The organism is Beijerinckiaceae bacterium, assembly GCA_004564215.1.
GTDB lineage: Bacteria > Pseudomonadota > Alphaproteobacteria > Rhizobiales > Beijerinckiaceae > Methylocapsa.
Map to the genome: position 1 here is coordinate 2688340 of CP024846.1, position 15255 is coordinate 2703594.

General features: G+C 59.3%; 18 protein-coding genes. 15 read left to right on the forward strand and 3 right to left on the reverse strand.

Annotated features, from left to right (window positions below):
• Window positions 1-3: 3 nt before the first annotated feature.
• From CU048_12835 to CU048_12885, 11 genes are all read left to right on the forward strand, one after another.
• Window positions 4-1032: an NADH-quinone oxidoreductase subunit NuoH gene (locus CU048_12835; protein QBR72915.1), complete on the forward strand. Its 1029-nt coding sequence runs from the start codon at window positions 4-6 to the stop codon at window positions 1030-1032.
• A gap of 60 nt (window positions 1033-1092) precedes the next feature.
• The gene (locus CU048_12840) at window positions 1093-1581 is read left to right on the forward strand and encodes an NADH-quinone oxidoreductase subunit NuoI (GenBank protein ID QBR72008.1); all 489 of its coding nucleotides are present in this window, start codon (window positions 1093-1095) and stop codon (window positions 1579-1581) included.
• A gap of 76 nt (window positions 1582-1657) precedes the next feature.
• Window positions 1658-2266, forward strand: coding sequence for an NADH-quinone oxidoreductase subunit J (locus CU048_12845; GenBank protein ID QBR72916.1), 609 nt, complete (start codon window positions 1658-1660; stop codon window positions 2264-2266).
• 53 nt (window positions 2267-2319) lie between these two features.
• Window positions 2320-2628 carry an NADH-quinone oxidoreductase subunit NuoK gene (locus tag CU048_12850; protein QBR72009.1) on the forward strand — a complete coding sequence of 103 codons (309 nt, stop codon included), beginning with the start codon at window positions 2320-2322 and terminating at the stop codon, window positions 2626-2628.
• 7 nt (window positions 2629-2635) lie between these two features.
• Window positions 2636-4672 (forward strand): NADH-quinone oxidoreductase subunit L, encoded by a 2037-nt coding sequence (locus CU048_12855; GenBank protein QBR72010.1) that lies wholly within the window; start codon window positions 2636-2638, stop codon window positions 4670-4672.
• Complete coding sequence (locus tag CU048_12860) at window positions 4672-6183, forward strand: NADH-quinone oxidoreductase subunit M (GenBank protein ID QBR72011.1); 1512 nt, start codon at window positions 4672-4674, stop codon at window positions 6181-6183. Before CU048_12855 ends, CU048_12860 begins: the two co-directional genes overlap by 1 nt.
• Before the next feature lie 11 nt (window positions 6184-6194).
• Complete coding sequence (locus tag CU048_12865; protein ID QBR72012.1) at window positions 6195-7628, forward strand: NADH-quinone oxidoreductase subunit NuoN; 1434 nt, start codon at window positions 6195-6197, stop codon at window positions 7626-7628.
• Window positions 7629-7730: 102 nt separating this feature from the next.
• Complete coding sequence (locus tag CU048_12870; protein QBR72917.1) at window positions 7731-8447, forward strand: biotin--[acetyl-CoA-carboxylase] ligase; 717 nt, start codon at window positions 7731-7733, stop codon at window positions 8445-8447.
• A gap of 121 nt (window positions 8448-8568) precedes the next feature.
• The gene (locus CU048_12875) at window positions 8569-10239 is read left to right on the forward strand and encodes an MBL fold metallo-hydrolase (GenBank protein QBR72918.1); all 1671 of its coding nucleotides are present in this window, start codon (window positions 8569-8571) and stop codon (window positions 10237-10239) included.
• A 21-nt stretch (window positions 10240-10260) separates the two neighbouring features.
• On the forward strand, window positions 10261-10665 hold the full coding sequence (gene mce / locus CU048_12880) for a methylmalonyl-CoA epimerase (GenBank protein ID QBR72013.1): 405 nt from the start codon (window positions 10261-10263) through the stop codon (window positions 10663-10665).
• 220 nt (window positions 10666-10885) lie between these two features.
• Window positions 10886-11119: a hypothetical protein gene (locus tag CU048_12885; GenBank protein QBR72014.1), complete on the forward strand. Its 234-nt coding sequence runs from the start codon at window positions 10886-10888 to the stop codon at window positions 11117-11119.
• Window positions 11120-11270: 151 nt separating this feature from the next.
• On the opposite strand, the gene CU048_12890 is transcribed toward CU048_12885, so the two are convergent.
• Together CU048_12890 and CU048_12895 are read right to left on the reverse strand one after the other, a co-directional pair.
• A complete protein-coding gene (locus CU048_12890) occupies window positions 11271-11582 on the reverse strand; it encodes a hypothetical protein (protein ID QBR72015.1) in 312 nt (103 codons plus the stop codon).
• A gap of 132 nt (window positions 11583-11714) precedes the next feature.
• Complete coding sequence (locus CU048_12895) at window positions 11715-12710, reverse strand: extensin (GenBank protein ID QBR72016.1); 996 nt, start codon at window positions 12708-12710, stop codon at window positions 11715-11717.
• Window positions 12711-12819: 109 nt separating this feature from the next.
• Here CU048_12895 and CU048_12900 point away from each other — a divergent pair, with 109 nt between their 5' ends.
• Window positions 12820-13242, forward strand: a complete 423-nt coding sequence (locus tag CU048_12900) for an aminoacyl-tRNA hydrolase (GenBank protein ID QBR72919.1) — start codon at window positions 12820-12822, stop codon at window positions 13240-13242.
• A 63-nt stretch (window positions 13243-13305) separates the two neighbouring features.
• On the opposite strand, the gene CU048_12905 is transcribed toward CU048_12900, so the two are convergent.
• On the reverse strand, window positions 13306-13812 hold the full coding sequence (locus CU048_12905) for a hypothetical protein (GenBank protein ID QBR72017.1): 507 nt from the start codon (window positions 13810-13812) through the stop codon (window positions 13306-13308).
• 236 nt (window positions 13813-14048) lie between these two features.
• On the opposite strand from CU048_12905, the gene grxC reads away from it, so the two are divergent.
• The 3 genes from grxC (at window position 14049) to CU048_12920 (ending at window position 15197) form a co-directional block, all read left to right on the forward strand.
• Window positions 14049-14315: a glutaredoxin 3 gene (grxC, locus tag CU048_12910; GenBank protein QBR72018.1), complete on the forward strand. Its 267-nt coding sequence runs from the start codon at window positions 14049-14051 to the stop codon at window positions 14313-14315.
• Complete coding sequence (locus CU048_12915) at window positions 14312-14764, forward strand: DUF1178 domain-containing protein (GenBank protein ID QBR72019.1); 453 nt, start codon at window positions 14312-14314, stop codon at window positions 14762-14764. Before grxC ends, CU048_12915 begins: the two co-directional genes overlap by 4 nt.
• 112 nt (window positions 14765-14876) lie before the next feature.
• On the forward strand, window positions 14877-15197 hold the full coding sequence (locus CU048_12920) for a hypothetical protein (protein QBR72020.1): 321 nt from the start codon (window positions 14877-14879) through the stop codon (window positions 15195-15197).
• Window positions 15198-15255: the final 58 nt, after the last annotated feature.

Here is a 15255-nt window from a genome sequence, read left to right on the forward strand (position 1 = left end):
GCGATGACTTTTTTGGCCGGGCTGGCCCCTTTGCTGCTGACGCTCATCAAGAGCGTCGCGCTGCTGGTCATTCTTTTGATCTTTATCGCCTATGTGCTTTACGCCGATCGCAAGATCTGGGCGGCGGTGCAGTTGCGGCGCGGGCCGAATGTGGTCGGCCCATGGGGCCTCTTCCAAAGCTTCGCCGATATGTTGAAGTTCGTCTTCAAGGAACCGGTCATTCCCGACGGGGCGAACAAAGGCGTCTTTCTGCTCGCCCCCTTCGTCATGGGAATGCTGTCCCTCGCCGCCTGGGCGGTGATCCCGATCAGCGACGGTTGGGCGATCGCCGACATTAACGTCGGCGTGTTGTATATTTTCGCCATATCGTCGCTCAGCGTCTACGGAATCATCATGGGCGGCTGGGCGTCCAACTCCAAATATCCGTTTCTGTCCGCGTTGCGCTCGGCGGCGCAGATGATTTCCTACGAGGTCTCGATCGGATTTGTCATCATCACGGTGCTGTTGTGCGCCGGCTCGCTCAATCTCGGCGAAATCGTTCTCGCGCAGGACACCCGGTTTGGGCTGTTAGGCTGGTACTGGCTGCCGCTGTTTCCGATGTTTGTCATCTTCTTCATTTCGGCCCTCGCCGAAACCAACCGGCCGCCTTTCGATCTCGTCGAAGCTGAATCCGAGCTCGTCGCCGGCTTCATGGTCGAATATTCCTCGACGCCATACATGCTTTTCATGCTGTCGGAATATGTGGCCATCCTGACGATGTGCGCGTTGACGACCATTCTGTTTCTCGGCGGCTGGCTGTCACCGATCCCCTTTTCGCCCTTTACCGAAGTTCCAGGCGCGGTCTGGTTTATTTTGAAGGTTTGCGCGGTCTTCTTCATGATCGCCATGGTGAAGGCTTTTGTCCCGCGCTACCGCTATGATCAGCTGATGCGGCTTGGCTGGAAAGTGTTTCTGCCAATTTCGCTTTTTATGGTCATCCTCGTAGCCGGAGTTCTCGAATTCACCGGCTGGGGCGCGGGCATGGCGCATTGATGCTGGGCTGCATGACAATCAAACCTGAAAAAATGCGATGAGAGACTTGAGGCAGGACCCATGAAACTCGACCAGGCTGCCAAGGCGGTTTTCCTGACGGAATTCGTCGGCGCGTTCGTGCTTTCGATGCGCTATTTCTTCAAGCCGAAGCCGACGCTCAACTATCCGCATGAGAAGAACCCGCAATCGCCGCGCTATCGGGGCGAGCATGCCTTGCGGCGTTACCCGAACGGCGAGGAGCGCTGTATCGCCTGCAAGCTCTGCGAGGCGATCTGCCCGGCCCAGGCGATCACCATCGAAGCCGGTCCGCGCCGCAACGACGGCACGCGGCGCACCACCCGCTACGACATCGACATGGTCAAATGCATCTATTGCGGCTTCTGCCAGGAGGCTTGCCCGGTCGATGCGATCGTCGAAGGGCCAAACGCCGAATTCGCTGTCGAGACGCGCGAGGAACTTTACTACGACAAGAACCGTCTCCTGGAAAACGGAGCGCGATGGGAACGCGAGATCGCCCGCAATCTTGCGCTCGATGCGCCCTATCGATGAGGCTGAAATTGTCACGCCAAGCGAGGGGCAAGTCCGGCAGGGGTCACAAGAGAGCCGGTACGAACGAGGTCAATCCATGAATGTCGCAACGCTGTTCTTCTACCTGTTTTCGGCGGTCATGATTGCGTCGGCCTTTATGGTGATTTCCTCGCGCAATCCGGTTCACTCGGTGCTGTTTTTGATCCTCGCCTTTTTTAATGCCGCGGGCCTTTTCCTGCTGCTCGGGGCGGAATTTCTGGCCATGATCCTGGTCGTCGTTTATGTGGGCGCGGTCGCGGTCCTGTTCCTCTTCGTCGTCATGATGCTCGACGTGGATTTTGCCGAATTCAAGCAGGGGTTCCTGCAATATCTGCCGATTGGCGGAACGCTCGGCCTTATCGTTCTGATCGAGACCGTGGTGGTTGTCGGCGCCTGGACCATCGGGCCCATCTCGATTGCCAATGTCACGACGCCGATGCCGCCCGGCATGTCCAACACCATGGCTCTCGGCCGGGTGCTCTACACGCAATATTTCTACTTGTTCCAGGCCGCCGGCCTCATCTTGCTGACCGCGATGATTGGCGCCATCGTCTTGACGTTGCGCCATAAGGTTGGCGTCAAGCGCCAAAACATCGCCATCCAGAATGCGCGCACGCCCGCCGAGGCGGTGGAAATCCGCAAGGTCCCCTCGAGGCAGGGGCTTTGAGCCCCCGGCCGTTCAAGCTGGCGTGTTCTGGCAGCGCCGCGGAGAAAACCTAAATGATGGTCTCGCTCACCCAATTTCTGATCGTCGCGGCTATTCTTTTTACGCTCGGCGTCGCGGGCATTATCTTGAACCGCAAGAACATCATCGTGGTTTTGATGTCGGTCGAGCTGATCTTGCTTTCCGTCAACATCAACCTCGTTTCCTTTTCGGCCTTTCTCGGCGATCTGACGGGCCAGGTCTTCGCGCTGTTCATCCTCACCGTGGCCGCGGCGGAGGCCGCGATCGGACTGGCGATCCTCGTGACCTATTATCGCAACCGTGGATCGATCGCGGTCGAAGACATCAACATGATGAAGGGCTGAGCGACCCATGTATGCAGCCATAGTCTTCCTTCCGCTTCTGGGATTTTTGATCGCGGGGCCGTTCGGCTGGCGCATTGGCGATCGGCCCTCGGAACTCGTCACCACAAGTTTTTTGTTTATCTCGGCGATCTTGTCCTGGGTCGTGTTCGTCAATGTAGCGCTGGGCACGGCGCCGGCGAGCGTTTCGGTTCTCGGTAATTGGTTTACGTCGGGCGCGCTCAAAATCGATTGGTCGCTCAAGATCGATACATTGACCGCGGTGATGCTGGTCGTCGTCACCACCGTATCCTCGCTCGTGCATCTCTATTCGATCGGCTATATGAGCGACGATCCGGGGCGGCCTCGTTTCTTCGCCTATCTCTCTCTGTTTACCTTCGCCATGCTGATGCTGGTGACGGCCGATAACCTCGTCCAGCTGTTTTTCGGCTGGGAAGGGGTCGGACTCGCCTCCTATCTTTTGATCGGTTTTTGGTATCAGAAGCCGGCCGCCAATGCCGCCGCGATCAAGGCTTTCGTTGTCAATCGGGTCGGCGATTTCGGCTTTGCGCTGGGCATTTTCCTGGTCTTTGTCCTGACCAATTCGGTGAGTTTCGATCAGGTTTTCGCGGCGGCGCCGGGGCTTGCCGGAAAGTCGATCCATGTCTTCGGCTTCAATACGGATGCGATGACGATCACCTGTCTGCTCCTGTTCATGGGAGCGATGGGTAAATCGGCGCAATTTCTGCTGCACACCTGGCTCCCCGATGCAATGGAAGGTCCGACGCCGGTTTCGGCGCTGATCCATGCCGCGACCATGGTGACCGCCGGCGTGTTCATGGTCGCCCGGCTTTCTCCGCTTTTCGAACAGGCGCCGGCGGCCCTCTCCTTCGTAATCATCATCGGCGGGACGACGGCCTTTTTCGCCGCGACGATCGGGCTCGTCCAAAACGACATCAAAAGGGTCATCGCCTATTCGACCTGTTCGCAGCTCGGCTATATGTTCGTTGCCCTTGGCGTCGGCGGCTATTCGATCGGCATTTTCCACCTCTTCACCCACGCCTTCTTCAAGGCGCTGCTGTTTCTTGGTGCCGGATCGGTCATCGTTGCGATGCATCATGAGCAGGACATGCGCAACATGGGCGGGCTCTGGCGGAAAATTCCGTTCACCTTCGCCATGATGACGATCGGCACGCTGGCCCTCACCGGCTTTCCGTTCACCTCCGGCTATTTTTCCAAGGATGCGATCATCGAAGCAGCCTTCGCTTCCCATCGGGTCGGAGCCTCCTACGGCTTTTGGCTGACGACCCTGGCCGCGGGCCTCACCTCTTTCTACTCATGGCGGCTGGTCTTCCTGACCTTTTTCGGCAAGCCGCGTTGGGCAGGCGACGGGCATGCTCCGGAAGAGGCCGCGCACCACGCTCATGAGGAGACTCATGGCCACGAAGCTCACGGTCACGAGGCCAATGAACATGAGTCGCATGGTCACGGCCATCATCTCGATCCGCATGAATCGCCGATCACAATGCTCATTCCCTTGGGCGTGCTGGCCGTGGGCGCTCTATTTGCGGGGATTTTATTCGCGCATGATTTCATCGGCGAGGGATTTGCCGAATTCTGGAAAAGCGCCCTGTTCCTCGGACCCGACAATCACATCCTCGAACTGCGGGAAGAGGTTCCCGAGTTCGCCAAGCAACTTCCTACCGTGCTGATGGGGGTTGGCTTCGTCGTCGCGGTTCTGTTCTATTTTGCGGTGCCGAGCCTGCCGGCGCGCCTCGCGCGGGCGGTGCCGCACCTCTATCAGTTCCTTCTCAACAAATGGTACTTCGACGAACTCTATGACATGATTTTCGTGCGCCCTGCCTTCTGGCTCGGCCGGCTGTTTTGGAAGGGTGGGGACGGTGCGATCATCGATCGCCTCGGCCCCGACGGCGTCGCCGCGCGCGTCATCGACGTGACCGGACGAGTCGTCAAGCTACAGAGCGGTTACATCTATCATTATGCTTTTGCCATGCTCGTCGGCCTCGCTGCCGTGATCACCTGGTATGTCGCCTGGGGAGTGCGCTGATGTTCGGCTTTGGCATCCTGTCCTGCATCGTCTTCCTGCCGCTTGTGGGCGCGGGCTTTATCCTCGTCCTGCGGGGCAATGACGAGGCGACCTTGATGAATGCGCGCCGCGCGGCGCTTGGCACGACCGTGATCGTCTTTCTGCTGACGCTCTATGTCTATGCGAAGTTCGATACTTCCTTGTCGGCATTTCAGTTCGTCGAGGAAAAGAACTGGTTCGGCCACGGCCTCGTCTACAAGCTTGGCGTCGACGGAATATCGTTTCCGTTCGTGGTGCTGACCGCGTTCTTGATGCCGATCTGCATCCTGGCGTCCTGGCAATCGATCCAATATCGGGTCAAGGAATATCTGATCGCTTTCCTCGTTCTCGAAACCTTGATGCTGGGCGTCTTCTGCGCCCTGGATCTTTTGCTGTTTTATCTTTTCTTCGAGGGCGGCCTCATCCCGATGTTCTTGATCATCGGGATTTGGGGCGGCAAGCGGCGAGTCTACGCGAGTTTCAAATTCTTTCTTTATACGCTGACCGGTTCGCTGCTCATGCTGCTGGCGATCATGTCGATGTACGGCGTCGCCGAAACCACCGACATCGTCACCTTGCTGCAGACCCATTTTCCTAGCTCGATGCAGAAATGGCTATGGCTTGCGTTCTTCGCGTCGCTCGCCGTCAAGATGCCCATGTGGCCGGTCCACACCTGGTTGCCGGACGCGCATGTCGAAGCGCCGACCGCGGGCTCGGTCATCCTTGCCGGAATTCTGCTCAAAATGGGCGGCTATGGTTTCATCAGATTCTCGCTGCCGATGTTCCCGGAAGCCTCCACCTATTTTGCGCCTCTTGTCTTTGCATTGTCGGTCATCGCGATCATCTACACATCGCTCGTCGCGCTCGTGCAGGAAGACATGAAGAAGCTCATCGCCTATTCGTCGGTGGCGCATATGGGCTTCGTGACGATGGGGCTTTTCAGCATGACCACGCCCGGCGTTCAGGGGGCGGTCTTTCAGATGGTTTCGCATGGCCTCGTCTCGGGCGCTCTGTTTCTTTGCGTCGGCGTCGTCTACGATCGTATCCATACGCGGGAGATTTCGGCCTATGGCGGCCTTGTCGCCCGCATGCCGCTCTATGCCGTGGTTTTCATGGTCTTTACCTTGGCCAATGTGGGCCTGCCTGGAACCTCGGGGTTCATCGGCGAATTCCTGACCTTGCTCGGCACCTTCACAGTCAATAGCTGGGTCGCCTTTTTCGCCACCACCGGCGTCATCTTGTCGGCGGCCTATGCGCTCTATCTCTATCGCCGCATCATCTTCGGCGTGCTCGACAAGCCCAATCTTTCGTCGATCCTCGACCTTTCCTGGCGCGAGATGGCGATGTTCGCGCCGCTGGTCTTGCTGACGATCTATTACGGTTTCCATCCGGCCCCGATTCTCGATGGGACCGCGGCCTCGATCACCGCCCTAATCCAGGGCTATGACGCTTCGCTCGCCGCCATAAAGACGGCCGCGCTCGCTCTCCACTGAAGGCTTCCAGAATGGCACCGTTTTCCTCGGCCCTTGCCCATTGTTTGCCTGAAGCCATTCTGGCGACGGGCATCCTTTTTCTTGTGCTGTTCGGGGCGATCCGCGGCAAGGATTCGGACGGGCCGATCACCGAGATCGCGGTCGGGCTTCTCGGCCTCGCCATCGTTGTTATTCTGCTCGGGACCAAGACCAATGCGGTCGTCTTCAACGGCGCCTTCATCGACGACGGTTTTGGCCGCTTTATGAAGGTGCTCACGCTTGGCGGAGCCCTCGTCACCTTGGTGATGAGCCAGGATTTTCTGGCGCGCGAGAAAATCGACAAATTCGAGTTTCCGATCCTGATCCTTCTGTCGACCCTTGGCATGATGATGTTGATTTCGGCGGCCGGCCTCATCGCGCTCTATCTTGGGCTCGAATTAATGTCGCTTGCCCTTTACGTCATTGCCGCGTTCCACCGCGACGATCTCAGGGCGTCGGAAGCCGGCCTCAAATATTTCGTCCTCGGCGCGCTCTCGTCGGGCATGCTGCTCTATGGTGCTTCGCTTCTCTATGGCTTTGCCGGCACGGTTTCTTTCGCGGGAATTGCCGAAGCCATCGGCGGAAAGCCTTCTCTCGGGGTTGTCTTCGGTCTTGTGTTCCTGATGGCGGGGCTCGCCTTCAAAATGTCGGCCGTGCCTTTTCACATGTGGACGCCGGATGTTTATGAAGGCGCGCCGACGCCTGTGACTGCTTTTTTTGCCTCGGCCGTCAAAATGGCCGCTGTGGCCATTACGCTGAGGGTCATCCTCACCGCATTTTCGGGGATTACGCCGCAATGGCGGCAGATCATTATTTTCCTCTCCATTCTGTCGATGGTGCTTGGCGCTTTTGCCGCGATCGGCCAGTCTAACATCAAGCGCCTGATGGCCTATTCGGCAATCGGCCATATCGGCTTTGCCTTGGTTGGGCTTGCCGCCGGCGGCGAAGCCGGCGTCGTGAGCGTTATCATCTATATGGCCATCTATCTCATCATGACGCTCGGCACCTTCGCCGCCATCCTCTCGATGCGGGTGAATGGCCAAGGCGTGGAGAATATTTCCGATCTTTCCGGTCTGGCGCGGACCGACGGGGTCATGGCCTTCTTTCTTGCGACGATGATGTTTTCCTTGGCCGGGATACCGCCGCTCGCCGGCTTTTTCGCCAAATGGTATGTTTTTAACGCCGCGATCCAGGCCCATCTCTATCCGCTGGCGGTCATCGGCGTTCTGTCGAGCGCGGTTGCCGCTTACTATTATTTGCGGATCGTCAAGATCATGTATTTCGACGAGCCGGCGCCGGCTTTCGACAGGCCGACGATTGCCTTGCGCGCGGTGCTTGCGGTGACTGGCCTTCTGGTCGTGCTGCTGTTTGCTTACCCCGGCCTCTTCATCGACGCCACCACGGCGGCAGCGAAGTCGCTGTTTTGAACTTAAGGGTGGTTTGAGCTGTTTCGTCTTGCCGGTGCCGCCCAAGATAAAGCGTTCAGGTTGGTTCAGCATGACCAGCTCGGCTCGACCAACAGCGAGGCCATGACGCGTGCAAGGTCCGGCGACGCTGGGCGGACCTGGGTGGTTGCAAATGCGCAGACAGAGGGCAGGGGCCGCAACGGTCGCGTATGGTTCTCACCGCCTGGCAATCTCTATGCGAGCCTCCTGCTGATCGATGCGGCACCGGCGAACCGCGCCGCCGAACTTGGCTTTGTCGCCGGTGTCGCGCTCGTCCATGCGTTGCGCGAAATCCTTTGCGACGATCCGCGTCTCGCAATTAAATGGCCAAATGATATTCTCTACGATGGCGCCAAGCTTTGCGGAATCTTGTTGGAAAGCGCCAATCTGCCGGACGGACGCTTCGCCTGCGTCGCTGGAATAGGCGTAAACTGTAGCTCGCATCCGCAGGATACTCCTTATCCGGCGACGGATTTGGCCCTGATTGTGGGGAAGGCCGTCGCCCCGGCAAAGCTGTTCGAGCGGTTGTCGGCAACCATGGCTCATTGGCTCGAGGTTTGGGGTGAAGACGATGGCTTTGAAGTCATCCGCGCGGAATGGCTCTCCTCAGCCGCTGGCCTTGGCACCAGAATTAGCGTGAAGCGGCCGTCGCAAACGATCGAAGGCGTGTTTCAGACAATCGATGCAACGGGACGGCTCATTCTCGAGCAGTCCGAAGGTCCGATCGCGGTCGAGGCCGGCGATGTTTTTTTGGATCAATATCCAAAGAGCGCCGTCACCAAGGCGGGAGAACACAGTTGAGCAGGCATGAACGGGAAGGGCGTGACATTCACTCCACCCCTGTCTCGCCGTGTTTGAGCCGATTTTCAGATTTTGCGGATCGGACGCCAGGGCGGCGCCGGTCCATAAGGGTTTTTTGCAAATGAACGATGGACATGACGAGCTGCTCTTTGTGCCGCTCGGAGGCTTGGGCGAAATCGGTATGAACCTCGCCCTTTACGGTTTCGGCCGCAAAGGGCGCATCAAATGGTTGATGGTCGATTGCGGTGTGGCCTTCGCCGGGCCCGATCTGGCTGGGATTGACCTGATCGTTCCGGACGTCAGCTTCATCGATAAGATGCGGGCGGATTTGGTCGGCATGGTCATTACCCATGCGCATGAGGACCACATCGGCGCAATCGCCGACCTATGGCCGAGGCTCGGATGCGGCCTCCATGCAACGCCCTTCGCCGCCGGCCTTCTCGCAGCCAAGCGCCTTTCCGAGCCGGGCGCGCCGGAAGTCCCCATTACGGTCGTTCCGCAAGGCGCAACGGTTCAGATCGGGCCTTTTGGGGTCGAATTCATCGCCATGGCTCATTCAATCCCGGAGAGCTGCGCGCTCGCCATTCGCACGCCGCTTGGCACAGTCGTTCATTCCGGCGATTGGAAGATCGATAGCGAGCCTGGCATAGGCAAGCCGACCGATGCAAAGCGCCTCGCCGCGATCGGTGCCGAGGGCGTTCTGGCGCTCATCTCGGACTCGACCAATATTTTGCGCGAAGGCATGAGCCCCTCTGAGGGCGAGGTCGGCAAGACCTTGCGGGAAATCATCGCTGCGGCTTCGGCCAGGGTGGTTGTAACCACCTTCGCGTCCAATGTTGCGCGGGTTCGCGCGGTTGCCGAGGCTGCTGCGGCTGCGGGCCGCACGGTTATTTTGGTCGGGCGCGCGATGGAACGGGTGGTCGCCGTTGCCCGCGAGTGCGGCTATCTCGACGGCATCCCGGATTTTCTGTCCCAGGATGCGTTTCCGCATATTCCGCGCGACAAGGTGGTCGTCATTGCGACCGGAAGCCAAGGTGAAAGCCGGGCCGCGATCGCGCGCATTTCCTTGGGCGAACACCCGGTGGTCACGCTTACACCCGGCGATCAGGTGATTTTTTCGTCGCGCACCATTCCGGGCAATGAGAGGGATGTCGGCCGCATCATCAATCATTTCATCAGATCCGGGATCGAGATCATTACCGATCGCAATGCGCTGGTTCATGCGTCTGGCCATCCGCGCCGCGGCGAGGTCGCGCAGCTCTACGGCTGGACCAAACCGAAAATCGCAATTCCCGCCCACGGCGAGGACATCCATCTTGAGGAGCATGCGGCGTTCGCCGGACTGCAAGGCGTGCAGCATGTGGTCCGAGCGCGCAATGGAGACATTGTTCAGCTCGCGCCGGGCACTCCCGGAATCGTTGGAGAGGCCCAAAGCGGCCGCCTTTGCAGAGACGGCAACACGCTGATTTCGGCCGCCGACGAAACAATTAAAATTCGCCAGAAACTGGCGGTTTCGGGAATCGTGACCATCGCCATGGCGGTGACTTCGAAGGGCGATATGGCCGGTGTGCCGGACGTCATGACCGCGGGGGTGCCGGCGCGAACCCGGGATGGGGCCGCCATGGATGCGATTGTCGATGACGCGCTCTTCCAGACCTTTGATCATTTGCCGCGGCAAAAACGCCGCGATGCCGATGTCGTCTCCGTCGCGATCGAAAAAGCGGTGCGCAACGCCATCGCAGCGGCATGGGGCAAGCGCCCGTCGGTCCATGTCTTGGTGGTTGAGGTATGATCGAGCCCGGGAGGTCGGCGCATGATCGGGCGGTTGAACCATGTCGCCATCGCGGTCAAGGATCTTGCCGCCGCAAGCTCTCGATACCGTGAGGTTCTTGGCGCCAAGGTGAGTGCGCCCTTGGCTTTGCCCGAACATGGCGTCAAGGTGGTTTTTGTCGAGCTCCCCAATACCAAAATTGAGCTGATCGAACCTCTCGGGGACCAATCTCCGATCGCCAAGTTCATCGCCGAACATCCAACCGGCGCGATCCATCATCTCTGTTTCGAAGTCGCCGATATTGGTGCGGCGTGCGAGCGCTTGACCCGCAACGGTGCGCGGATTCTTGGAAATGGCACTCCGATGATCGGGGCGCATGGGAAACCAGTCGTTTTCTTGGACCCGAGGGATTTCTCCGGAACCTTGATTGAACTCGAAGAGACCTGATTGGGCTTGGGACGCGAGTTTCCCACAGCTGTTTTTTCGGTGGAAAACACATCGTTTATTTTTGCTTGATGGCTGGCATCAGGGTTAAAAATCAATCGCTTCCGGGCATTGATGCTACGGGCTGCCGTGTCGAATCCCATTTGAACGTGCAAAATTCCGAGTTGATTTTTGCTCTGCATGGTTGCAATATTGGTTGTGCTCTCATGAGTTGAGTAAATCCATGCTCCTTGCTTTGATCGGGCGTCGTGCCCAGAGGAAAGCGGCAATTGCAGCCGACGTCTGCCGCCTTACCGAAAGGTTCAAGGATCAGGCCTATTTCGAGGCGCGCGAAAGGGTCCGGGGCCGCTGCATGGACGGGCCGCGCTCGGCGCGGCATTGGACCGCCGTCAAACTCGAAATCGCCAGGCAGCAGAAAATCGTAATCGGCATCGCCGGCGCTGACATGCGGGCCTGACATCCCCGGAGCACGCTTCGCCGGTCGCGGACAAAATTCACCGCAGCGCAAATTCACCGATCGTTTGACTCACCGTCGCTTTAATTTTCCCGTGTCGTCGGTTGGCGGCACGCAGGCCCGCGCAAGCGCCCCTTTCGAAGGATCCCGTCGATCATCCAACATCATCCCGTCGGCGGGTCGGCCCGGCGATTTCCGGCGGACGGCGATCTGAATTCCTGGCGGGGACGGCAGCTGGAGCGGCGCTAAGCCATGGTATCCAAGCGGTCTGGGCCAACCGCATCCAGAACATAAACGGATTGGCCGCCTCCAGAAACCTGCCAAATGCCTCGAAGGAGGGCGCCGCTTGCACACTTATGGAAATACGCTCGGCGTCGCCATCGGGCGAAATGCTCCGGACAATCTCGATGTCGAGATTCGGCAATCGGGCGGTCAGCTTGGTTTCGTCCGGGTAATCTTGTGGCATCGTTCCCCCCCCTCTCACGCGGCCGGCTGTCGAGACCGGCGCAAGGCGCCGGAGGTGATCGTACGTCGCCAGGATACCAGCTCGCTCCAAGAGAGGCCAGAAGCCCCGTTCGAGCCCTTGGCCGCAAACCGGTCAACGGCGAGGAATCGAGGACGTCAGATCCCAATCGGCCGGGTTGCCCTCGGGAACAAAGGCCCCGTCTTCGCGTAGCGAGCCGCGGACCGGTTCTGGCGGCACCACCGGCGCATAGGCTCGGACGGCGGTCGGTCCGCGCGCGGCGGCCGCGAAAAAGGAATCCGGTATGCGCCCCGTCGGCGCCGGCCCCGGTCCGGCATGCAAGGCAACGGGCTCGTTGCCTGGGCTGCCGGCATGGGCGACATCGACGTCTTCGTCGATGTCCGGCGGATTGGGCAAATTGTCTCGTGGCGGTTCCGGCGTCGCGCTTGGACGCAGCTGCGGACGGCAGATGCGGCGCGGACCGGTCGACGTATTGCCGTGCATCGCGAGATCCAAGTGGATGTGGTTATAATGGAAAATATTCGAACCGGGTCCAAGCACGGTAGTGAATTGACCGCAGGCGCCGGCATGGACGTCCTGAAGGAACGCCCGTACCTGATCGTCGCCTCGCGTCCAGTCGCGCACAATCAATATCTCGCGTCCGTCCGCGAGAACAAACCCGCCAATGTCGACGGCATTGCCGAACGCGTGTTCGGAAATGCGCCCGCCATACTGGTTGTTCATGGATCGGCAGCTGTAGGCCCCCATCGAATTGACCTGGACGACCGGTTGACCAAAACGGGATTGCGCGGCTGGCTGCACAACCTCGGTCAGCCAAGCGTTGAGCGTGGCGATCATCGGGCAGTCGAGGGTTGACACCATATTGAAACGCACCGCGCCGTCGAGCAAGGCGCTCACCTTGAACGGCCTAGTGAGGCCGCAAATGCTGGGTCCGTCGATTTCGCGGGCCGGTTGAACATAGGCTGAGACGCGGATCAGCTGTTGCGCGATACAGGCGTTTTCGGCTTGACCACGCCAAGCGGGCCGGCGCGGGCGCTCGTAGTTCGAGCATCCGGCCAGCGCCAAGATCAAGGCCGTGACAACGGCAAATGGCAGAACGCGACACGCCATCGGCAAGACATGCGCGTAATGTGTTAATCCGCGCTAAAGCATTGCGGTTAACGGTTTTGAAATGAACCCCTCGTGCCGAGATCAGGGCGCGGCAAAAACGGGCAAAATCATGCCAAGGATCGAAGTGACGCCGGAGATTGCCATCGACGAGTCCGAACTGGCGTTTTCCTTCGTCCGCGCCAGCGGCCCCGGCGGCCAAAACGTCAACAAGGTCGAAACCGCGGTCCAACTCCGCTTCGACGTCGCCAACTCGCCTTGTCTCGATGAACCCCTGAAGAAGCGTCTGAAGCGCTTGGCCGGCACCCGCCTGTCCAGGGACGGCGTGCTGGTCATCTTCGCGCAAGAGCACAGGTCGCAGGCGCAGAACCGGCGGGCGGCGCTGGATAAATTGCTGAGCTTGATCGCGGCGGCGGCGGTTCGTCCTACGCCGCGGGTGAAAACCAGACCGAGCTTGGCGGCCCGCAAGCGGCGGCTGGAGACAAAGTTGCGGCAGGGCGAAACCAAACGGCTCAGAAGTCCTCCGACCGAATAGGCCGCCCTCAACACGGCCGTTTCGGAAACGGCCGTGTCTCTGGTTCGATGTGGGAAGCTGGGCCTATTGGCCGGAGGGACGGTTTTGCTGGTTCTTATACTCGTTCATGAACCGCTCGAATTCCTCGCGATCCCGGGCGTGGCGCAGATTCTCCATGAATTCCGCGAATTCACGTTCGGCGGCGACGAGTTTCTGGCGCTCTTCTTCCAGCCGAGCGAGTTCGGCGGCACGCCATTCGTCAAAGGCGCGGTTTCCAGTCGAGCTCATGCCGAAGCCGGCAGCCGACCAGTTGTTGACACCCCAACGCCCGGAGCCTGTTCCCCAATTCCCGCGGTTCCGCCATTTTTCTTGGCCGAAAGCAACAATGTCGCCTGGGTAACCTGTCTTCTTCTGCCAAAATTTCCAGCCTATGACCGCAAGACCGATCGGCCAGAACACGATGAAGCCCAAAACCATGGCCAGGATTTCGACTGGCTTCCAAGGCTCTCCATGCCAGCACCCGCGCCGGTGGGATCCGTCGCCGTGTCGGCCTGAGCATGATTCATAGGGCATTCCGGTGTCAGCACTCATCTGATTGCTCCTCTCGCCGCTCCATGTTGACCGCTTGAGCGAAGCAAGGCGGTATTGGGTGGCGCTCCCGAGATATATGTATGGATTCCCCGTTGTCGATATTGGGCGACAAGATATCCGAGGGGGTTCGGGAGCGGCGGGGGCTGCTGCCCCGCGAGTGGCGCGTAATGTGCTTGGCTTGACCTGGGTTGCGACGGGGATGCCATTTCCCATATAAGAGACTAAAGGGTTAAACCATGCCGCAAATTACGATCTATACAACGGCCACATGTCCTTATTGCTACAGGGCCAAGGAGCTTCTGCGTAAGAAGAACCTGAATTTTACCGAAATTCCCGTCGACGGGGATCCCGAATCCCGCCGTGCGATGATGAACCGGGCGAATGGCAGGGGCACCGTGCCGCAAATCTTCTTCGACGATGTGCATATCGGCGGCTGCGACGAGCTCCACGAACTCGCCTTCGACGGCAAACTCGATCTGATTCTCGCCGATTTAGCGCAATGATCAAATTCGCTTTACTATGTGCGCGCGGACATGAATTCGAGAGCTGGTTCCAGAGCGGCGACGCTTTTGAAACGCAAGCCCAGGCGCGCCTCGTTCATTGCCCGTTTTGTCAGGTAACCGAAGTCTCAAAAGCGATTATGGCGCCGGCCATCACCAGCGGCGAGAAAGAGCGGACCGAACCCGTGGTGGCGCCGGCCGAATCTCAGGTCGCGCTGCTCGACCAGCATGATCTGGAATTGCGTTCCATGATAGATGCCGTCCGCAAGCGGATTTTCGATGCGGCGGACGACGTGGGCGCCCGTTTTCCCGAAGAGGCGCGCAAAATCCATAATGGCCTCCTACCCGAACGTCCGATTCATGGCCGTGCGAGTTTCGACGAAGCGCGCGCGCTGATCGAAGAGGGCGTCGGAATTTGGCCGGTTCCGCCCTTGCCGGACGAACACAATTAATTTCACGCATGTAGCCAATTTGGGCGTGGCGGTCGGACGCGGCGCTGTTGCATATCGAAAGCCTGCATGGAATATTGCGGTTGTTCGAGCAACGAATTTGCGGGGAATCCGAATGGCGGACCGTGGCGGAAACAGGGGTGGTAACGGCAACGCCGTGGCGTTTCCGCGCAAATCATTTTTGATTGGCCTGTCCCTGCTGACCATCGCGGCGTTTCTCGATGTCCAGCCGGCGGCGGCCCAATATCTCGGGATTGGTCCTTTCGGCGTCTATCTCGGCGGCGGTGGCCATTATCGAAGGGGGTATTCCGGGCACCGCTATCGTCGCCACAGCTATCGCTCCGTCCGACATCATAGCAGCCACGCGCGCCGGCACGGCGGCGGCGGTCATCGCCATCACGACGGGGGCGGCGGCGCCCCGGTGCCAAAAATCTGACTGGGCCTCTGAAGAGAAGCGCTCTCTCAGGTCCGTTGAATCGAGATCATGCCCCGAT